This window comes from Candidatus Phycosocius bacilliformis (assembly GCF_003112735.1).
Taxonomy (GTDB): Bacteria; Pseudomonadota; Alphaproteobacteria; order Caulobacterales; family Aquidulcibacteraceae; genus Aquidulcibacter; species Aquidulcibacter bacilliformis.
Window position 1 is genome coordinate 177,812 of record NZ_BFBR01000002.1, and the last position, 20,732, is coordinate 198,543.

A 20,732-nucleotide genomic window follows, 5' to 3' on the forward strand; every position below is an offset into this window, starting at 1 on the left:
TTTGATCGCTCATCACGGGTTCTTGATCAAAATACAGGCGTAATTTGCGTAAGATTTAAGCAAAAGCGGATGGCTAAGCTCGGCTTTTGACGATAACTGCCAAATATGTAAGCATCATAGTCTAAGCGATTAGGAATGCCTGTGTTGGAACATGTTCGAGAAACAATGTCGTTGGCCGATAATATGTCGGATGCGCCTGCGGCCCATGACGGGCAGATCGCGGCTGCATTTCTCGATGCCCTGCCATTGCCGGCCATCGCTGTGGCAAACCAAGGTCAAATCCTTCTGGCAAATGGTGCGGCACAAGATATTTTCTTGCGGTCTGTTCGCAGCATTAAAGCCAACGGCATGTCAGGTCTCTTCAGCGAGGACAGCCCGGTTCATGATTTGATTGAACGGGCCCGAACCTCCGGCTCCCCCGTCAGTGGTCGTGATATGACCTTGCGCGGGCCGAGTTTTGGCGACTTTACGTGCGATATCACCGCCTCACCCAGCGAAGACCAGCGCTTTATCGCTGTCATGATCCGGCCAAAGGGGCGCGGGCGGGACTTGTCCGAGCGCATGCAGGATATGGCTGGCGCACGCTCAATGGCAGCCTTGGGCCGGACATTGGCCCACGAAGTCAAAAACCCGCTTGCTGGCATTCGCGGCGCCGCGCAATTGTTATTGCGTGATGCGGATGCCGGTGAACGCGAATTGGTCAATCTGATTGTGGAAGAAACCGACAGGGTCCGTCGCCTGATCGACCGGATGGAGAGTTTTGGGGCCGATCCGCCAATTGAGTTTGCCCCGGTTAATGTGCATGCCTCGCTGGAACGTGTTGCCACATTGGCCGAAAATGGCTTTGCCCGCGACATCAGTGTCAAGCGGCGATTTGACCCATCCTTGCCCGATGCCCTCGGTGATGCCGACCAATTGATTCAGGTGTTTTTGAATCTGGCCAAAAATGCAGCAGAAGCCGCTCAAAGCCGTCCTGAAGGGGCTGAGATCATCCTGGCCACCGCCTATCGCCATGGCGTGCGCATGCGCTCACCAAGCGGGGATGCCCGCGATCTACCGCTGGAGATTGCCTTTTATGACAATGGGCGAGGTGTGGCGGATGATGTCAAAGACTGTTTGTTCGAGCCATTTGTCTCAACCAAGCCCGCCAGCGGCGGCTTGGGCCTGCCTTTGGTGCAGAAGATCGTGAACGCCCATGGCGGTGTGGTCGATTTTGAATCTGAGCCCGGTCGGACGGTTTTCCGCGTTCGGCTACCTTTGTCACAGCCCCGGACTGGTACCCAGCCCGGTCGTACCCATAGGACGTAAGCATGAGTGTTGCGGGTCGCAATGTATTGATCGCCGATGACGATGCCTCCATCCGATTGGTGCTGTCCCAAGCTCTTGCGCGCGAGGGCTTTCAAGTGCGCGCCACCGGCAATGCGGCAACCTTATGGAAATGGATCAAGGACGGCGAAGGCGATCTGGTATTGACCGATGTCATGATGCCCGATGGAAGTCTGTTTGACTATTTGCCACGCATGCGTATGGAGCGCCCGAAACTGCCCATCATTGTCATGAGCGCGCAAAATACCCTGCTCACGGCTGTGTCTGCGGCCGAGCACGGCGCCTATGAATATCTGCCCAAGCCATTTGATCTCGATGTCATGGTCGGGCTGGTGCGCCGGGCTCTCGATGGCAAAAAGGATTTCAATGCGTCCAACCAGCAACGTAAGGCCGAAAAAGAGGAACGGCTACCACTGATAGGCCGTTCTCTGGCGATGCAGGAAGTCTATCGCACCCTGTCGCGCGCCGCGGGCTTTGATTTGACCGTCCTGATTGAAGGCGAATCGGGGGTTGGCAAGAAACTGGTGGCCCGGGTGCTGCATGATTATGGCCGCAGAAAGAATGGTCCGTTTGTGACGTTAAGCTTGGCGGCACTGGATCCAAGGGGTCTCGACCAAGCCCTAGAGGGTCACACGGGAGTCGGACTTTTTGCCCAAGCCGCCGGGGGGACATTGTTTCTTGATGGGCTATCGGATGCGCCTTTGCCGACACAAGCCCGCCTCGCGCGCATTTTGGCAGACACCGGGCACGGCAAGGCCGCCATGTCGGATGTCCGTCTAATTGCTGCCAGCGACCGTGACTTGAAAGGTCTGGTTCTGAACGGGACTTTCCGCGAAGACCTCTATTATCGGCTCAATGTTGTGACCATTTCGGTGCCACCGCTGCGCGACCGCATGAGCGATGTGCCCGATCTTGCACGCGCTTTCTTGGCTCGCGCTACCAAGGATGGTCTGGGTGAAAAAGTCCTCGATAAATCAGGGGCAGATGAATTGGAGACATGGTCGTGGCCAGGTAATGTGCGCGAGCTTGAAAATGTGATGCGCCGGATCGCTGCCCTGAGCCCTGACCCGGTGATTGGCGCGGAAACCGTGCGCCGTGAATTGCTGCGCGAGCGCAGCCAGCCCATCGTGGTCGGCCAAACCGGCGGGGATGATGATCTCGAAACAGTTGCGCGTCACGCGATCGCCAAGTTGATTGCCCAAGCCTCGGCATCGGGTAAATCCATGACGGATTTGCATGAAAGCGTAACCGCGGCTGTGGAGCGACCATTGTTTGAATTGGTCTTGCGCGAGACCCGCGGCAATCAAATCAAGGCTGCCGATATGCTGGGGCTCAATCGCAACACATTGCGCAAGCGCCTTGCCCTGTTGGACATAGACGTCGGACGCGGAAAGGCCTGACACAGGTCACCCTGTTGCGTTTGCGCCACATTTGTGCTTTTCAGGGCACATGGAATCTGTCGATCCCGCCAGTAACAGAGTCAAACCTGCGAATCGCCGCCGTCAGGATTTGTCGGAGGCGGCTCGGATTTCTGTCACCGATATGGGGGCCTATGTCCTTGCCGTCATCCTGACCTTTATCGGCCTGTTGTTTGCCGTTTCGGGTGGGGACATTGTGGGGCCGGCCAGCAATTGGATTCTTGCCCTCCTGATTATCAGCGGACTCGTGATTGGCTATTTGTCAGTTCGGGTGGGGAGCCGCCTTCTCGCGCTTCGCAAAGCCGGCCAGAAGGCACAGTCAGGCGCACGGCTACATTTGCGCTTCGTCATGCTGTTTGCGGCCAATGGCGTGATCCCCGTCATTCTGATTTCACTCTTCTCCGCACTCACCATCGGGCAGGGGATTCAGGCTTGGTTTTCAAGCCAGGTGCGCGATGCAGTTCAGGCCACCCGCATTTTGGGCAATCAAGCCGTGGAAAAAACGGCGGAAGCTACCAAGGTCGATATCGCGGCGATGGCGGTAGACCTCAATGCATCGGCCATTCAGCTTAAGGTCGATCCAGATGCCTATCGGCAATATCTGGCGGTGCAGGCCGATCGCCGTGGCTTTGTCGCTGCCTATGTGCTCAATGCGCAGGGAACCAAGCTGGCCCAAGCCCAGCGTCCGCAGGGCGTTCCACAATTCATCCTCCCAGACCCCGATGATTTTGCCACCGCCCAAGCTGGCGATGTGTCGATCAATATTGATAGGTCGGCGGTGGTCCGGGCGCTTTACCGATTGGATGCATTCTCCAACTCTTATCTGGCTGTGGTCCGCTTGCCAGAGCCTGGGCAATTGTCCCTGTTTGAAAAGGCGACTGCCGCTGTCTATGCCTATCAGCTTATCGAGGAACGGCAGGGACTGTTACAACTCCTGTTTGCTCTCGCCTATCTGGAAATCGTGCTCTTGGTTCTCATCGGCTCGGTTTGGCTGGGTCTGGCCTCGGCCGGACGGATCAGCGCGCCCATTGGCTTACTTGCGGACGCCGCAGAGCGAGTGCGCACAGGCGACATGAGTGCGCGTGTGGCACAGGTGGGAGGCGGGGACGAGATTTCCGCACTGGCCACCACATTTAACAAAATGACTGGCGAGCTGCAGTTTCAGCGCAGGGCACTTGAAGAGGCGGCTGAATATGCCGAAACCCGCTCAGCCTTTATCCGGGCCGTGTTGGAAGGGGTTTCGGCAGGCGTGGTTAGTTTGGATGGCTCAAACTCAGTCCGCGCTGCCAATGGATCTGCCTCACGGCTGCTGCAATCGGCTGACGGCCGGCTGGAAGGGCGGGATTTCTCAACAGTTGCGCCAGAATTTATGGCGATTGTGTCAAGTGCACGACCGAACCATCCCGCCCAGGGCCAAGCCGAACGCTTGGTTGGGGCTGAAACCTTGCTCTTTGATGTTAGGGCCGCTTTTGCGGGGGATGATCTGGTGGTGACATTTGATGATGTATCGGGGTTATTGGCTGCCCAGCGCCAAGCGGCTTGGAAAGATGTCGCCCGTCGCATCGCCCATGAGATCAAAAACCCGCTGACCCCGATTCAATTGTCAGCAGAACGGCTGAAGCGCAAATATGCTGACTCTATTGGCGCGGATCGCGACGTCTTTGTCCGAATGACGGATACAATCGTTCGCCAAGTGACCGATATCGGTCGAATGGTGGATGAGTTTTCCAGCTTTGCCCGCATGCCGACACCGAAATTTGCGGTTGATGATTTGAGCGAAGCTTTACGACAGGCCGTCTTTGCGCAGCGTATTGCTAGCCCCGATTTGGACGTGGCCAGCACTTTGCCACCTGAACCTGTTATGGTTTCGATGGATACCCGCCTTCTGATCCAGGCTTTTGCCAATATCCTCAAGAATGCTGGCGAGGGGATAGCCGCCCGCCGTGCGCGCGATGGTGCCGATATTGTTGGCGAGATCCATGTCTTTTTGGCAGTCGCTGGCAGCACAGCAACGATTGAGGTGATCGACAATGGCGTTGGCTTCCCCGTTCATGACCGCCGTCGCCTGCTAGAACCCTATATGACCACACGGGCAAAGGGTACGGGGTTGGGCCTCGCCATTGTGGCCCGGGTGATGGAAGAACATGGCGGACGGCTTGAATTGGCCGATCGCCAAGATGGGGCGCATGGGGCCCGTGTTGTCATGACTTTGCCGATTTGCCCCAAGAGCCTTCAGGCCAATCCTGGCCAAGGTGCAACAGAAACAGCCAACCTCCCCGATATGGAGTCGCCGAATGGCCGCTGAAATTCTCATAGTCGATGATGAAGCCGATATCCGCGATCTAGTCGGCGGTATCTTAGAAGATGAAGGTTACGTTGTTCGCTACGCGGCGGATTCTGACGGCGCACTCGACGCCTTTCGGACAAGGCGCCCTGATCTTGTGGTGCTGGACGTCTGGCTGCAAGGTAGTCGACTCGATGGGCTTGAAATTCTCTCGGTTGTCCAAGGCATTGACCCGACAATCCCGATCGTGTTGATTTCGGGCCATGGAACAATCGAAACCGCCGTCAGTGCACTCAAGCGCGGTGCGTTCGATTTCATCGAAAAGCCATTCAAATCAGATCGTTTGATCTTGATTATCAGCCGAGCGCTGGAGAGTGCGCGCCTGAGGCGGGAAAACCGGGCACTGCGGGCACGCGCGGTGGCTGGTGATGAATTGATCGGCGAGAGCGCAGTGATGCTGCAATTGCGCGCCGCGATTGAAAAAATCGCTCCCATGAACAGCCGGGTGTTGATCACCGGACCGGCCGGATCGGGCAAAGAAGTGATTGCCAGAGCCCTTCATGCCGGCTCGCACAGGGCTGATGGGCCTTTCATCGTCATTTCTGCAGCCGCCATTGCGCCCGATCGCATGGAATCTGAATTGTTTGGCGAGGAAACCAGCGAGGGCCGTCCAACCAAGATCGGCGTGTTTGAACACGCTCATAATGGCACCTTGCTACTGGATGAAGTAGCTGAAATGCCTATGGAAACCCAGTCGAAAATATTGCGTGTTTTGGTTGAACAGCGTTTCCGCCGCTTGGGCGGCAGCACGGATGTCTCGGTCAATGTGCGGGTCATTTCCTCAACCGCACGCGATTTGCGCGAAGCTATTGGGGCAGGGCGATTCCGAGAGGACTTGTTCCATCGTCTCAATGTGGTTCCAATCCGCTCTCCCGCTTTGGCCGAGCGACGCGATGACGTCCCACGGCTTGTAGAGCATTTTGCAAAACGTGTGGCCGAAGCCAATGGCGTCGCCCACCGCCGCTTTGGCCCCGAAGCCATCGCTGCAATGCAGGCTGCCAGCTGGCCCGGCAATGTAAGGGAGTTGCGCAATCTGGTAGAGCGGATGCTGATTTTGGCTTCTGGCGACCCTCAGGAACCCATTGATGCTGGGGCTTTAGCGCTTGATGGCATGGGTGTGGGAGAATTGGCAGACCGGACTGGCTTGCATCAGCTGGTTTCTCTACCACTTCGCGAGGCGCGCGAATTGTTTGAACGTGAATATCTGGCCGCGCAGATCACGCGATTTGGTGGCAATATTTCACGCACGGCCTCGTTCATTGGCATGGAGAGGTCCGCTTTACACCGCAAACTCAAGAGCTTGGGCGTCGAAGGGACGCGCGGCTTTGATCTGGAGGGCTGATCGTGCCGCGCTTTGCCTATGTAGATGGCCAATTTATCCGACATCGCGACGCCACAATCCATGTGGAGGACCGTGGCCTGCAATTTGGTGATGCGGTTTATGAGGTGTGGGCCGTCCGCAAAGGGGTGCTGTTTGATACATCTGGCCATTTGGCCCGTCTTGCCCGCTCACTCGCGGCTCTGCGCATCCCCGCGCCGATGAGCGATCAAAGCTTGATGGTGGTCATTCGTGAGTTGATGGCACGCAACCGCCTGAAGGACGGACTGGTTTATCTTCAGATCTCACGCGGAACTGCTCGGCGGGACCATCCATTTCCTGCCCGAGTTGTGCCAAGTCTCATTCTGACCGCCCGTTCCATGCCGACAGGGCCCGCCGACACGCGTGCCGCGCTTGGGATTAGCGTTCAAACTTGCCCCGATAATCGTTGGGGTCGAGTTGATATCAAGACAGTCAATCTTCTTCCCAATGTTTTGGCCAAACAGGCTGCGCTTGAGGCTGGCTTTGCGGATGCATGGTTTGTCGATGATCAAGACATGGTTACTGAAGGTACCGCTCAAAATGCCTGGATTCTTGATTCGAGTGGGGTTTTGCGCACCAGACCAGCCACACAAGCGATCCTGCGCGGCATTACCCGCGATACGATCATCAAAACCGCGCAATCTTTAGGCTATCGTTTTGAAGAGAAGGCTTTTTCCCGGGGCGAAGCCTATGAGGCTCAAGAAGCTTTCATCACATCGGCCACCAGCTTTGTTACCCCCGTTATTACCATTGATAATCATCCCATTGGCACCGGACGCCCTGGTGACATTGCCCGCAAGTTGCGCGAAACTTATCTTGATCAACAAACTTCAGTAAAAAACCCATCCTAAACACACTCGCGGATTGAAATTTAATGCAACCGCTGGCTAATGGGAGTTTCAGGTAACGGCGTGCGTTACCCAAAAAAGACAGGGCCTAGAATGTCTGCCGATAAGAAACAAAATTTGCAGGACACGTTTCTCAATGCCGTCCGCAAGGCGCGCACACCGCTGACGATCTTTCTGGTGAACGGGGTAAAGCTGCAAGGCGTGGTGACCTGGTTTGACAATTTTTGTGTTCTGTTGCGCCGCGACGGACAGGTTCAACTCGTCTACAAACACGCGATTTCCACCATTATGCCAGGAGCACCTGTTCAGATGTTTGAAGGTGATCCTGCTGATCTTGACTAAGCGCTGCTTGCAAACCTTCGCACCCGCGCCGATGCTGGCAACCAGACGTTTTGCGCTTCTATGGCTTCCAGCAAGGGTGAATCCAGGTGATTGATCGGCAGGAACCGGTCCAGAGGGCCCTCGTTGTCCACCCATTGCGCGGCGACGAGTCCATCAGTCGCGACCCGGATCTGCGTCTGATTGAAGCCTGCGGTTTAGCTGAGGCCTTGGACCTTGAGGTCATTGATGGTCGGCTTGAGCCTGTCCGCCAAGTTCGCCCGGGAACCTATTTCGGCACCGGCAAGATGGAAGAAGTCAAAGCCCTGTGTGGGCAGGGGCAGGCCGATGTCTTGATCCTCGATGATCAATTGTCGCCTGTCCAGCAGCGCAATTTGGAAAAAGAACTTCAAGTCAAAGTTGTAGATCGTACGGGCCTCATCTTGGAAATCTTCGCCCGACGCGCGCGTACACGCGAAGGTCGGCTGCAGGTTGAACTGGCTCGCCTCAGTTATGAGCGTTCTCGCTTGGTCAAAACTTGGACCCACCTAGAGCGGCAACGTGGGGGTACTGGCAAGACTGGCGGGCCGGGGGAACGCCAGATCGAATTGGATCGGCGCATGATTGCCGACAAGATTTTGAAGCTAAAAAAGGAACTCGAGGAAGTGAAGCGTACCCGGGCCTTGCAGCGGGCCAGTCGCAAGCGCGTGCCTTATCCAGTTGTTGCGCTTGTTGGCTACACCAACGCCGGCAAGTCCACCCTGTTTAATCGTGCCGCATCAGCAACCGTTCTTGCCAAGGACATGCCGTTTGCCACCCTTGATACCACGTTGCGAGCGGTCCGCACGCCAAGCGGTCGAGATATCATTTTGTCTGACACAGTGGGCTTCATCACGGATCTGCCAACCGAATTGGTGGCTGCCTTCCGGGCCACATTGGAAGAGGTGGCCCAAGCTGATTTGCTGGTCCATGTCCGCGACATCGCCCATGCCGAAAGCGATAATCAGCGCCGCGACGTCAATGACGTGCTTGAGCGCGTCTTGGCTGATCATGAAACCCGTCCGCCCTTGATTGAGGCGTGGAACAAGATGGATTGCCTGGATGAGGCCGGAGCAGCCTTTGTGCGGGCAAGGGCGCAGGCCTCAGGTCTGGACGGCAGCGTAAGGGGAATTTGCGTCTCGGCCTTAAATGGGGAGGGGTTGGGGGACCTTTTTGCCCTGATCGATCAAGAACTCTCTTTAGATGCCCGCCCGCTCGATCTTGTAATCGGGCCCGAACAAGGTGCTGCCCGGGCTTGGCTTTATCGGAAGGGTGCCGTGCGGCACGAGGAAACTGACGAGCGCGGTTACACCCATGTTCATGTTCGATTGACTGCCGATGATGCGGCTCGCTTTGTCGCCCAATGGCCACAAATCCTGTCAGAGGTTCCGTTCGGCCCGCTTGGCATCATTCCAGAGCCTGTCCATTTCCTCCAGACTTGAGTGCTCAGGGCTTGTACCACTTTGGTTCAAGGCCTGCTCGATCCAACGGAACCGGCGCTCAAACTTTGCGTTCGCAGACCGGAGCGCGACTTCAGGATCAACCTTGGCCTTGCGGGCAAGGTTCGCCAAAACAAACAAGACATCGCCAATTTCTTCTTCGATATGGGCCTGATCGGCTTCGCTGATCGCCTCACGGGTTTCGCCGATCTCTTCAGCCAGTTTTGCAAACACCTCATCCAGAGTTGGCCAGTCAAAACCAACACGAGCGGCCCGCTTGGTCAATTTCTCCGCCCGCATTAAGGCGGGTAGGGCGAGGGGAATATCGGCCAAAAGGCTCGGGTCATCCTGGCGCTTAGCCGCACGTTCAGCGGCCTTGATGGCCTCCCAGTTTGCTGTCTGCTGGTCTGCGGTTTCGATGATGCGCGACGAAAACACATGCGGATGGCGGGCTTCCATCTTATCACACAAAGCGGTGACGACATCTTCAAAATCAAAGATACCTTCTTCTTCAGCCATACGTGCATGGAACACGACCTGAAACATCAGGTCACCCAATTCCTCCTTAAGTCCGACGCGGTCGCCGCGAGCGATGGCGTCGGCCACCTCATAGGCTTCTTCGATCGTATAGGGCGCGATGGTGGCAAAGCTTTGTTCAAGGTCCCATGGACACCCTGTGCCGGGGGTACGCAGAGCTGCCATAATGGCCAAAAGACGGGATATAGCACTTTGATCAGTCATGGCCTGCTATGGCCCGATTCTATCCCGGCCCAGCGCTAAACCAGACCGGCCGCACGTTTGGCAGCAATCTCGGCCTGCAATTGGGCTGTGCGCTGCGCATCGATCGGGTAAGCGCGTAAAATGGCGGCTCCGATGAGATTGATGATCGAGGGCAGGCCAATGAATAGAAGCGTTAGGCCCAAAAGGGCGGAGGCGGAATTTTCTGCGCCAAGATTTGACTCAAAGCCCACCAGACCAAGGCCGACATAGGTCACGCCAACGGCAAGCGCATAGCCGGCCTTCCCAGTCAGCGTCACCAAAGCATAGAGCAGGCCAGTGCGATCTTGCCCGGTTCGCAACAAGTCCTCATCCCCAATATCCGCCATCATCGCCCGCAACAGGTAAGCCGCAGACGTATAAACAATGCCGGCAATGGCCATGCCGGCCGCAGCAACAACGAAGTTGCCTTCCGGCAGAGCCATGATCAGCGGCTGGCTAATTGCGGCATAAAGGCATGCTGCAATCAAGGCGATATGCTTGCCTTTGCGTCGGGCGATAAAGGTCCACAAAGGGGCACCAATCAGACCCGCAATAAAATAGATCAACAACAGGGCAGGGGCGAGGTTTCCATACCCCTTGACGGCATCGAAATAGAACAAAAACAGCCCACCTGTCACGCCAGAGCCAAACATCAACAAAAGATCGCAGATTAACAAACGTCGACATGCATCTGATTTAAGGAGCGAAAACATGTCCTGAAGATTAGTCCGTCGCGCGGATGTGCGTGGTGGCTCTTCCTTGGCAAATCGCGCAGCAATCAAAGCTGTGATTGGCATAAGCAGCACGATAAACAAGCCCATGCCCTGAACACCGGCAGCAGCTGTCCCGCCCTGTTGGTGTACAATCACCGGGATCATCAAAGCCAGCAGCATGCCAACAACATTGCAAGCCTGCCAGAATACAAAGACCCGAGACCGCTCATGATAGTCATCGCTCAAGGTCGCGCCGAGCGACATTTGCGATAAAGATCCCATAGAAAAGCCAACATAGGTTACAAACAGCCAAAAGCCCAGATAGGCTGCATCTGCACCAGGTTCGGCCATGAATAAGAACCATGTGCCAACCATAATGACCGGGATTGCCGCAATCAGCCAAGGCGAAAAACGGCCAATTCGTGTCCGCGTTTGGTCCATTGCCAGACCAATGCCGATATCAACGCCAATGTCCAAAATCCGAGCGGCCATGAACAAAAGGCCGACTACGCCGATTTCTAGGCCAACAAAGCTGGCATAATGATGGGGTAATTGCACGACCAAAGGCAAGCCAAGGGCAGCAAGTGGCAAGCTGGGTGCTGAAAAGGCCAGTATGCGCGTGAGGGCGACCTTCGGGGCAGCCCCGTTTGGCCTAGATCCGGGCTGGGGTTGAGCCGTGTCCATATAATCTCCCGAGCAGCCCTTCATGGCGAGGACTTGATTTGAGCTTGTCACCCTTTCGATGGATTTCCAAGTGCTGCTCAACACGCAAATGCGAGGGCAGGGTCGCTTTAGCGCGCGGATAGCGCGCTTGTGATCGCTTGACCCAATTCGCTCGACTGGGGCGTTACCGCCGATGCGAAGGCGGCAACCGGGCGGCCATCCTTGCCAATGAGGATTTTATGGAAATTCCACTTCGGCTCTGCTTTGGGACCAAGCGCCGTCAAGGCAGCCTTATAAAACGGATGAGCCGCGTTGCCACGCACAACATATTTGGCGGCCATCGGGAATGTCACGCCGTAATTCAGCTCACAGAACTTCTTGATTTCTGACGCACTGCCAGGTTCTTGGCCGCCAAAATCATTGCTGGGAACCCCAACTATCACAAGCCCCTCACGCTGGCGCGCTTTATAGAGCGTTTCCAACCCCGCATATTGGCCTGTGTAGCCACATTGAGAGGCGGTATTGACCACCAGCACCACTTTGCCGCGATAGTCCGTCAGGTCTATCTGCCCGCCCATCAAACCATCAAACTGGGCAGCAGAAGCAGAAATCGGTGTGACATGTGTCATAGGCGCACCCTTACTCAATTTCGTTGACGGTGTTTGCTTGGCCTTAGAGGGTAGTGATTGGCCAATGGCGGCACCTGCCGCAAGTAGCCCAATAACGGCGGCACCTGACCAAAGAAGAACTTTCTTGTTCATCCTCTTTCTCCTAAATACCCCTTACAGTTCTGATCTAACTTATCTATTTACGATCAGACGCCCAGGTCATCCCATTTCAAGCATCCGCACCTGATGGCACGGGTCATAATCTATTCCATTTAGCCCGGTGGACCAGAGGGTGACTTCTTGTCTCAAGCAATTTGAGCACAACTTCAATCCGATTCCCAATTGAACCCGATGAGCGGCCATCGATCAAAAAGATGTTCCTGATCTTCACGTTTCTTCTAATTGGTCTAGGTTGGTGCCATGCCAATCTTAATCCTTCTTGGAATTGTCGGCCTTTTGGCTTTGATTTACGGGCCCCAATATTGGGTACGGCGGGTTATGGCACGCCATAGCGCCCATAGACCGGACTTTCCCGGGACTGGTGGAGAGCTTGCCCGCTTTCTGCTCGATCAAGCAGACCTGAAAGAGATTGGCCTTGAGGAAACACTAGCAGGAACAGATCATTACGACCCGATTGCCCGGGTTGTGCGTCTGTCACCTGACAATCTCAACGGCCGATCTGTCACGGCCGTGGCGGTGGCTGCCCATGAAGTGGGCCATGCCATCCAACACCGTGATGGCGATCCATTCCTGGTGACTCGCACCAGATGGGCAGTTGGCTTGGCAGGCCTCGACAAAGTGGCCTTTGGATTATTGATCTCGATCCCGCTGATCGGCATTATCGTCAAGTCACCACTGATTGCCATGGCCCAGATTGTTGCCATCTTCGTTCTTTTGAGCGGGCGTGTGTTGATGCATGTCCTGACATTGCCAATGGAAATTGATGCAAGCTTCAAGCGGGCATTACCCGTATTGGAGCATGGCGGCTTTCTGCACGGTGAGGACCTCAATAGCGCGCGGCAGGTGCTTAAGGCCGCTGCGGGCACCTATATCGCCAGCGCGCTTGCAACCTTGCTGGACGTCGTGCGCTGGATCCGGTGATGATGCAGCTGTTTGGGCCTTAAAGCACACGACCGGCGAGGGGTCATGACGCCAAGTTTCGTCATCTCTGCATCTGCCGTTGCCCGTCACAGTTACGTCTTCTGGGGCAAAGCAGGGTGATTTCGCGTGGGAGAGTCCTTGAAAATCCGCGCGTCACGCCATGCGCATGCGCCACCACCGGTAATTCGCATAATATGTGTTATGGGACAAAAATAGCAATAGGATCCGCGCCAATGCCACAACAAGCCGCCAACACCGCGCCTATCGACATTGTGGCCATGTTTCACTGGACTTGAGCCGAATACGCAGCGCAGCCCCGATTCCCAGTTATCAGCAGCGCTGTCACATGGTCACCACCCACAGAAAACAGAAACAAGAACCGAGACCGCGTTCAGCGTCATGAAGCGACGACAAGATGTAAGAGCGCAGCACGACAAGCCAGCATGCTTTAGCTCATCAACATTACTCACCAGCGCGAAAAGATTAACGCGCCAAATTGTTAAAGCGCGCAGGGGCCTTAACATAATCTCTGGCCTCGGAAACTTGAACGGCCCAATTTCGTTAACCAACCAGACTCCGACCGTGAATTCATGTTTTGGGCCAGAAACGACACTGGTAAATTGCGCCAATTATTCACGCGATTGAAACATCCTGTCGGATAAAAATGGCATGACATGTATTCGGCGTTGCGATGCCGGTGACACATAACGATTAGGACCCAGCATGGCCCCCACTGCCCTCCCCGCCCTTGAGATCAAATCCTTAACAAAACGATTTGGGTCGAAGACCGCTGTGGCGGACTTTCATCTCACCCTGCCACCAGGTGCATTCTATGGCCTTTTGGGGGCTAATGGCGCAGGAAAGACCACCACGATGCGCATGATTGCTGGCCTGCTTCAGGCCGATCAAGGCAGTATTTGTGTCTATGGCCATCGGGTCGAGACGGACCCTAAGGCGGTCAAGGCGATCACGGCCTGGCTTCCCGATGAACCCCTGCTTTATGACAAACTGACACCGATGGAATATCTTGAGTTCATCGCAGGTCTCTGGGCAGTGGAAGCCAGTGTGGCAGAAAAACGCGCCGAAGAATTGTTGCGCTGGATGGATTTGTGGGACGAGCGTGACAAACGTTGCGAGACTTTTTCGCGTGGGATGAAGCAGAAAACCGCGCTGGCGGGCGCTTTGTTGCATGACCCCAAACTGCTTCTGTTGGATGAACCCTTCTCAGGGCTCGATGCGGCAGTGGCCCGTCAGGTCAAGGAGCTGCTGGTTGAGAAAACCAAGGAAGGCTGCACCATCGTTTTGACGACCCACGTGATGGAGATTGCAGAACGATTGACCGAACGGGTTGGCATTTTCCATCGAGGCCATTTGCTCGCCGACGGGTCGTTGGAAGAGCTACGCGCCAAAACGGGGCGTCCTGCTGCCAATCTGGAGGATATTTTCATCCAACTGGTCGATGAAGCAAGCGTGAGCAGCCCAGCATGATAACCGATAAACTCTTTGTTCCGGGCAGCATTTTATGGCTGGCACGCCACCAAGTGCGCCTTTCGTGGCGTTTAGGACGGATGGGAAAGCGTCTACCAGGCTGGATGAAGCCAATCTTCACGCTTGGTTTTGTTGGACTACTCAGCGTGGCCATGGGCTATAATGTCGCTGAGATTCTGCGCGAATCCGGCGACGATTTAACTGGTATTCAGACCACAGCTGGAGCCATTGTCCTGACATTAGTCATGTCGGGTATTTCCATGAATCTCATGGGCTCATTCATGACCATGACCGAGAAGGGCGACCTCGATTTATTGCTCTCCTCACCTTTGCCCCCACATCGGTTCGTGGCTGCGCGACTGATGGCCGCGACGTGGCGCAGCTTCTGCATCTATACCGGCTTTGCCATCATCTTTTTTGCCGCATCCATTGTAACAGTTTCTCCCATGTTTGCTTCCATCTTTGTGGTGGTTGCCGGCATTGCCCTGTTTGATTCTGCAATCACCTATTTGATCGCCCGCCAAGCCCTGTTGTGGTTTGGGTTGCGCAAAGGCCGCATGGTCACGGTTGGATTGGGAGCCGTGGGGGTTATCTCAGGCCTATTGGGCTATCAAATGATCACTGCGTCGGGCAGTTTGGGTCGACTGGCAGAACATGATCGTGACCCCTCCTCTTTGCTCAACCATTTTCATGACAGCGTCGTCGGTTTTACGTCCAATTTCGGATGGTTGGGCAGCACTGTTTTAGGGAATTGGCTCGGGGCACTGGTCATTCTGGGTATCGGTGTGGCCAGCTTCATCCTGGTTCTGGCCTATGTCGGCCAACGCTTTGACCATGATGTGGCGGCCCTCAATGGTCAATCCGATCACGGCCCCAAACGCGCTGCCAAGGTTTCAGCCAAGCGCTTTCGTCGCTCGCCGGTGATGATGGTGTTCCACAAGGAATGGTTGAGCCTCATCCGTGACCCGTTATTTTTCAGCCAGCTTGTGGTGCCTTTATTCACCATGGTGCCTTTCATTGGATTTATCTGGACAGCCATCCAGCACCCCGAAGACCAAGCCGAGATGGGTCCAGTTTTGGGTTCGGTTTTTGCCGGCATTACTGTATTCAACGTCACCATGCTGACCTCAAGCTTGGCTTGGCTTGTCGCATCGGTTGAAGAAGCACGGGATCTGCTCCAGGCCAGCCCAATGGAGCCACGGGTCATTATTCAAGGCAAGATACTGGCCGCGAGCGCGCCAGCGATTATCGAATTGATCCTTATCACCATCCTAACCACCTGGACTTGGCCACATGCTGCGGTCTCAGTGTTTGTGATGGGAATGGCTGCCTGTGCAGGGGCCTGTATGGTAGAGTTTTCGCGCCCTCGGCCAACCAAAAGGCCCAGAATGACCCAAAGACCGGACCGCTCATTGATCGTGGTGCTGTATGTGTTGGCAATTGGTCTTTTATGGGCTGTTGCGGCTGGACTTGCTGCTGCTGCACAGTTGTGGTGGATATTGCCAGCAGTGGGTGCACTCACCATGTCTTATCTGGCATGGGCAACCCGCCCGCGTGACCTGAGCAGCATACCGGTCCATCAGCCTTTGGTGGCTGATGCTGTGGGCCTCCCCGGAGGTCCATGGCGGACCGAACCGGATCCATCCTAATTTCATGGCCCTTCAATCGTCCGTGCCACCACCGCCCTTGCTTCCAGAGGACCCGGCTCTTGCCTATCGGCGCATGAAGCGGGTGGCTACGGGCCTATTTCTGGCCATGGCCACATTGTTTGTGGCGTCGAAATATTTTGAAGCCTCAAGTCCGATCTTGCCTTTCGTGCGTGCCTTTGCTGAAGCGGCTATGGTCGGGGCGCTTGCTGATTGGTTTGCAGTGACGGCTTTGTTTCGTCGTCCTTTAGGTCTGCCAATCCCGCACACCGCCATTGTACCGCGGTCTAAAGACCGGATCGGTGCCGGACTTGGCCGTTTTATCTCGCGCAATTTTCTCCAGCCAGACCAAGTCCAGCGACGCCTCAAGGATATTGATCTTGCCGGTAGCGCTGCAAGCTGGCTGACCGAAGGTGACCGCGCACGCCGGATCGCCCATGGCTTAGCAGGAGCTGTACCCCGCGTTTTGGGCCTTTTGAACGAAGGCAAGATTGCCGCCTGGTTGCAATCCACCTTGACCGAACGTCTTCGCCACGCCGATATCGCGCATCTGTTGGCCGAAGGCCTTGACATGCTCATCCGTGGCGGACGGCACAAGCCCATAGTCGATCTGATCATCTTCCATGCCGATCTGGCAATTCATTCAGAAGAGACAACATTCCGCTCGCGGGTCTCCAACAAAATGGATTGGTTGCCAAAGTTGTTTGCGGTGGACGCCGCGGCCTCTGATGCGCTGTTGACGGCGATTAAGGACACGCTGAAGGATGCTGCCAAAGACCCCAATCACACCATGCGAACCCGGATTGACGAAGCGCTGGCCCATTTGGCGCGCGACCTGCGCCATGACCCAAATTTGCGCGATGGTCTCCAGCGCTGGATCCGCGAAGTCGCTGATCATGATGTCGTTCGCACCTATGTCACGCAGATCTGGAACGATTTGAAGAAGAGCTTGAAGGACCAATCGCCCGAAGAGACCGAGCGTTTGGCCACGGCGCTTGCCGCTGGACTGCAGGATCTGGCCCGCGCCCTCGATCGCGATGAAGAATTGCGCGAAAGCCTCAACCTTCGCCTGAAAGCTTGGGCGGTGGAATTAGCTGATGCTCAAGGTGAAGGTGTCGGCCGAATGGTCGCTGAGACCATTCAAGGGTGGGACGCGCGCACAGTGGTTGATCAGATAGAGGCTGCCGTGGGCCGCGATCTCCAATATATTCGGATCAGCGGCACATTGATTGGCGGGCTGGTCGGATTGACCATTCACACCCTGTCTTTGTGGCTCTTTCCAGTCAAATAGCCAAGCACAGCTCTAAAGCGCAACATCTACCACAAGCCCGTCCACGGCAGGCACGATATGATCTGGTAGACTTGCAGCCAAGGCAGCATAATCCAAATCAATATGTAAATTGGTCAGGATGGCTTGCTTGGGTTTGACAATCTCTATCCACGCCATGCTTTGTTCCAGATGGGCGTGACTGGGATGGGGGATGTGACGCAGCGCATCCACGATAAAAACCTCAACCCCTTGGCAGGCCGCTAAGCTGGCATCTGGTAAGATTTTGCAATCATTACAATAAGCAACTGGACCAAATCTGAACCCCAGACTGTCAATATCGCCATGATTTTGCGCCAAGATCTGAACGTCCAGCCCCCCACCGGGTCCATGAATGGTCAGCACTTGCCCCGGCAGGGGCATCTGGCATGCATCCAACAAGGCCGGATAATGACTCCCTGGAGGGGTTTCGAAGATGTAACCAAACCGTGTGACAAGTTGGCGCTTGGTGACATCATCCATATAGGTTGGGATGCGCTTGCGCTGAAGATAAACCAAAGCACGCAGATCATCGATTCCATGGCTCTGGTCGGCATGGTCGTGGGTGTAGAGCAAAGCATCAATATGACTAACTTGGGCTGCTAGCAGCTGGGTTCGCAAGTCAGGTGAGGTATCAACTAGCACACAAGTTGAGGTCTCATGGCTATATGTGCCCTGATAGGCTTCAACCAACAGGCTACAGCGCGTGCGGTAATTGCGTGGATCGGTGGGATCGCAGGCACCCCAGTCTCCACCCACGCGTGGCACACCCCCTGATGACCCACAGCCAAGGATTGTGACTTTAGCACGCGTGGCCCGATCAATTTTCATCCTGCCGCCTTTTCAAACAGCGCGAGAAAATTGCGATCGGCCTGATCGGCAAATGCCTCCGGGGCCATAGCATAAAGGCTGGCTAGAAATTGGCTGACATGGGGCAAGAAGGCAGGCTCATTGCGTTGGCCGCGCACTGGCACGGGGGCCAAATAGGGGCAGTCGGTTTCAATCAGCACCCGATCAAGGGGGACTTGGGCCACAGCGGCCCGCACATCATGCGCATTTTTGAAGGTGGCAATGCCGGAGAAAGAGACATAGGCCCCCAGTTTCAAGCCACGCGCCAAAAGATCAAGTCCGCTGGTATAGCAGTGCAGCAGGATCTTGAACGGCCCCTTTTCCATCTCTGATTCAAGAATGTCCGCGGTTAGATCATCGGCTTGACGCGTATGAACGATGAGCGGCAAGCCGGTCTGGCGGGCGACCTCAATATGGACGCGGAACAAACGCACCTGTTCAGCTTCACCACTATAGCCATAATGAAAATCAAGCCCGGTCTCACCCACACCAATGGCCTTGGCATGATTACAGCCTGCTAAAAGATCTTCAACGCCAATATGTTGGTGTTCGTCGGCATAATGTGGATGCACGCCGACGCTATGCCAGATGTGGCTGTGTTGCGCGCTGATCGCGGCAATAGCAGGTAGGGAAGCCATCTTGTCACAAATGGTCAGCATGGCGTGAACACCAGCCTGATCTGCCCGTGCCAGAACAGCCTCAAGATCCGGACCAAAGGCCTCATGATGTAAATTGACGTGACTATCGATCATGGCAGCCTTCTACTGGATCGGTGCCAATTCTGCACGAATAGCGCGCAGCGCATCAAGCGTGGCAAGGCCCCGGTCGAGATTAAGCGCTTCAGCTTTCGTGCGCACAGAGCGCACATGCGTCCAAGCTCTGGCTGGGCCGTCACACCCAGATCCGGCTGCCAATCGGGCTAAAACCACGCTTTCTCCCGGTTCAACTTCCTCGATCGGCAGGCCCACCCCTGCCCGGCCTGCCCGCGCCAGCCAATCTTCCATCATATCAAACAAAAGCTGGAAACGGTCGGCATCAGCACTGGCCTCAGCCAATATCAAAGCCTCATCCAAGGGCGCGCGCGGCAAGCCAGATAAATGTCGCGACAAAGTCGCATAGAGTTTGGCTGCCTGAAGCGCCATCAGGGCTTTGGCTCGGCCAGGCCGACCAGCTGCCAGGGAACGGGTCGCTGCATCGAGGTCTGGCAGTGCCTGCGCCATGTCCGCGTCAGACAGACTGACAAGGTCAAGTCTGCGACAGCGCGAGCGTAAAGTCGGCAATAAGCGCCCCGGCGTGTGTGACAACAGAATCAAGGTTGCTCCCGGCGGGGGTTCCTCTAACGTCTTCAAGAGCGCATTGGCCGCACTGACACTCATGTCGTCGGCGCAATCAATGATTCCGACCCGTGCGCCATCGCGGCCATCGGCCGTCATGGTAAAGAATTGGGTTAGGTCCCGAATTGCCCCGATGGTGACGTCACGCTTGATCTCGCTTTTTTCTGGATCGAGGCGGGTTGCTGTGCGCAGGTCTGGATGCGCGCCTTGGGCGATCTTGCGACAAATTGGATCGTCAGGATCGCTTGCAAGCAGGCCAGAAGGATCTGGCCTTGCCCCCAACAGTCGGCGCGCAAACCGATAGGCCAAAGTCGCCTTGCCAATACCTTTCGGCCCGGTCATCAACCATGCATGGTGGCTGCGCCCATGGGTCAGACTATCGGCCAGTTCGGCTTCTGCCGCATGATGACCAAATAGCTCAAACACCGCGCGGGGATGGGGTGAGCCAGGCTCCTGATCAGGTAAGAGGGTCTCCTCGCTCATGCAAGGTTCAACCGCGCATTCAACGTGCTCCAGGCCACATCGGCAAGTTCTTGCGGCGCAGTGGCCGCATCCAGCACCGCACACCGTGCTGGATATGTGGCAGCAATCTCCAAATAGGCCGCGCGCAAGGCCGTGTGGAAGGCAAATGCCTTACCTTCAAATCGGTCTTCATGACCGCGCCGGGCCGCAGCACGTTTGAGGCCAATCGCAGGATCAATATCGAGGATCAGGGTTAGATCGGGTTGTGTTGTGCCGACGATTAATTGGTCCAGCATATCCACTGCAGCCCGCCCTGCCCCGCCTGCTTGCCCCTGATAGGCTCGCGTGGAGTCGCTGAAGCGATCGCATAAAACGATCGCACCGCGCGCTAAGGCAGGACGGATCAGGCGGTCCAAATGATCCTCGCGCGCTGCAAAAAACAAACACAATTCTGACAAAGCCGTCCAGCGATCAGCACTGCCGGTCACCAGAAGCGCACGGATAGCTTCGGCACCCGGTGTCCCACCAGGTTCACGTGTCAAAACAACCTCGTGCCCTTGGGAACGCAGCCGGGCTTGCAGGTTGGCCAACAGCGTGGTTTTGCCTGCCCCCTCGCCGCCTTCCAAGGTGATGAAAAAGCCCCGCTGCATGCCGATTGTCCTCTGCCCCCGTGACAGGCACAGAAGTGACCCGCACGCGTGTTGCATGCAA

18 protein-coding genes are annotated in these 20,732 nt (G+C 55.9%); 11 read left to right on the forward strand and 7 right to left on the reverse strand.

Going from position 1 to position 20,732, the window contains the following annotated elements:
• The first annotated feature begins 165 nt into the window (after positions 1-165).
• The 7 genes from PbB2_RS04130 (at position 166) to hflX (ending at position 9,095) form a co-directional block, all read left to right on the forward strand.
• Complete coding sequence (locus PbB2_RS04130; protein ID WP_238164845.1) at positions 166-1,308, forward strand: two-component system sensor histidine kinase NtrB; 1,143 nt, start codon at positions 166-168, stop codon at positions 1,306-1,308.
• A gap of 2 nt (positions 1,309-1,310) precedes the next feature.
• On the forward strand, positions 1,311-2,726 hold the full coding sequence (locus PbB2_RS04135) for a sigma 54-interacting transcriptional regulator (protein WP_108984037.1): 1,416 nt from the start codon (positions 1,311-1,313) through the stop codon (positions 2,724-2,726).
• Positions 2,727-2,775: 49 nt separating this feature from the next.
• Positions 2,776-5,049 carry a sensor histidine kinase NtrY-like gene (locus tag PbB2_RS04140; RefSeq protein ID WP_108984038.1) on the forward strand — a complete coding sequence of 758 codons (2,274 nt, stop codon included), beginning with the start codon at positions 2,776-2,778 and terminating at the stop codon, positions 5,047-5,049.
• Positions 5,039-6,430, forward strand: a complete 1,392-nt coding sequence (ntrX, locus tag PbB2_RS04145) for a nitrogen assimilation response regulator NtrX (protein WP_108984039.1) — start codon at positions 5,039-5,041, stop codon at positions 6,428-6,430. The genes PbB2_RS04140 and ntrX overlap by 11 nt, the downstream gene beginning before the upstream one ends.
• Positions 6,431-6,432: 2 nt before the next feature.
• The gene (locus PbB2_RS04150) at positions 6,433-7,299 is read left to right on the forward strand and encodes a D-amino-acid transaminase (RefSeq protein WP_108984040.1); all 867 of its coding nucleotides are present in this window, start codon (positions 6,433-6,435) and stop codon (positions 7,297-7,299) included.
• A 90-nt stretch (positions 7,300-7,389) separates the two neighbouring features.
• On the forward strand, positions 7,390-7,638 hold the full coding sequence (gene hfq / locus PbB2_RS04155) for an RNA chaperone Hfq (RefSeq protein WP_108984041.1): 249 nt from the start codon (positions 7,390-7,392) through the stop codon (positions 7,636-7,638).
• Between the two features lie 134 nt (positions 7,639-7,772).
• Positions 7,773-9,095, forward strand: a complete 1,323-nt coding sequence (gene hflX, locus PbB2_RS04160) for a GTPase HflX (RefSeq protein ID WP_238164846.1) — start codon at positions 7,773-7,775, stop codon at positions 9,093-9,095.
• On the opposite strand, the gene mazG is transcribed toward hflX, so the two are convergent.
• The 3 genes from mazG to PbB2_RS04175 are packed head-to-tail and all read right to left on the reverse strand — an operon-like array spanning position 9,033 to position 11,988.
• On the reverse strand, positions 9,033-9,833 hold the full coding sequence (gene mazG / locus PbB2_RS04165) for a nucleoside triphosphate pyrophosphohydrolase (protein ID WP_108984043.1): 801 nt from the start codon (positions 9,831-9,833) through the stop codon (positions 9,033-9,035). The two genes, hflX and mazG, sit on opposite strands and share 63 nt — an antisense overlap.
• Before the next feature lie 35 nt (positions 9,834-9,868).
• Positions 9,869-11,299: an MFS transporter gene (locus PbB2_RS04170; protein ID WP_108984044.1), complete on the reverse strand. Its 1,431-nt coding sequence runs from the start codon at positions 11,297-11,299 to the stop codon at positions 9,869-9,871.
• A gap of 56 nt (positions 11,300-11,355) precedes the next feature.
• Positions 11,356-11,988: a glutathione peroxidase gene (locus PbB2_RS04175; RefSeq protein WP_108984045.1), complete on the reverse strand. Its 633-nt coding sequence runs from the start codon at positions 11,986-11,988 to the stop codon at positions 11,356-11,358.
• A gap of 267 nt (positions 11,989-12,255) precedes the next feature.
• Between PbB2_RS04175 and PbB2_RS04180 the strand changes: the two genes are divergently transcribed.
• From PbB2_RS04180 to PbB2_RS04195, 4 genes are all read left to right on the forward strand, one after another.
• Positions 12,256-12,936, forward strand: coding sequence for a zinc metallopeptidase (locus PbB2_RS04180; protein WP_108984046.1), 681 nt, complete (start codon positions 12,256-12,258; stop codon positions 12,934-12,936).
• A 723-nt stretch (positions 12,937-13,659) separates the two neighbouring features.
• A complete protein-coding gene (locus PbB2_RS04185; RefSeq protein WP_108984047.1) occupies positions 13,660-14,424 on the forward strand; it encodes an ABC transporter ATP-binding protein in 765 nt (254 codons plus the stop codon).
• 80 nt (positions 14,425-14,504) lie between these two features.
• Positions 14,505-16,073 (forward strand): hypothetical protein, encoded by a 1,569-nt coding sequence (locus PbB2_RS04190; RefSeq protein ID WP_133245710.1) that lies wholly within the window; start codon positions 14,505-14,507, stop codon positions 16,071-16,073.
• 4 nt (positions 16,074-16,077) lie between these two features.
• Positions 16,078-17,361, forward strand: a complete 1,284-nt coding sequence (locus tag PbB2_RS04195) for a DUF445 domain-containing protein (protein ID WP_192576154.1) — start codon at positions 16,078-16,080, stop codon at positions 17,359-17,361.
• A gap of 12 nt (positions 17,362-17,373) precedes the next feature.
• Here PbB2_RS04195 and PbB2_RS04200 read toward each other — a convergent pair whose 3' ends face one another.
• The 4 genes from PbB2_RS04200 to tmk are packed head-to-tail and all read right to left on the reverse strand — an operon-like array spanning position 17,374 to position 20,671.
• The gene (locus PbB2_RS04200; RefSeq protein WP_108984050.1) at positions 17,374-18,207 is read right to left on the reverse strand and encodes an MBL fold metallo-hydrolase; all 834 of its coding nucleotides are present in this window, start codon (positions 18,205-18,207) and stop codon (positions 17,374-17,376) included.
• Entirely contained in the window at positions 18,204-18,977 is a 774-nt protein-coding gene (locus PbB2_RS04205) for a TatD family hydrolase (protein WP_108984051.1), read from the reverse strand. Before PbB2_RS04205 ends, PbB2_RS04200 begins: the two co-directional genes overlap by 4 nt.
• A gap of 9 nt (positions 18,978-18,986) precedes the next feature.
• Positions 18,987-20,042, reverse strand: coding sequence for a DNA polymerase III subunit delta' (locus PbB2_RS04210; RefSeq protein ID WP_108984052.1), 1,056 nt, complete (start codon positions 20,040-20,042; stop codon positions 18,987-18,989).
• Positions 20,039-20,671, reverse strand: coding sequence for a dTMP kinase (gene tmk / locus PbB2_RS04215; RefSeq protein ID WP_108984053.1), 633 nt, complete (start codon positions 20,669-20,671; stop codon positions 20,039-20,041). Before tmk ends, PbB2_RS04210 begins: the two co-directional genes overlap by 4 nt.
• Positions 20,672-20,732: the final 61 nt, after the last annotated feature.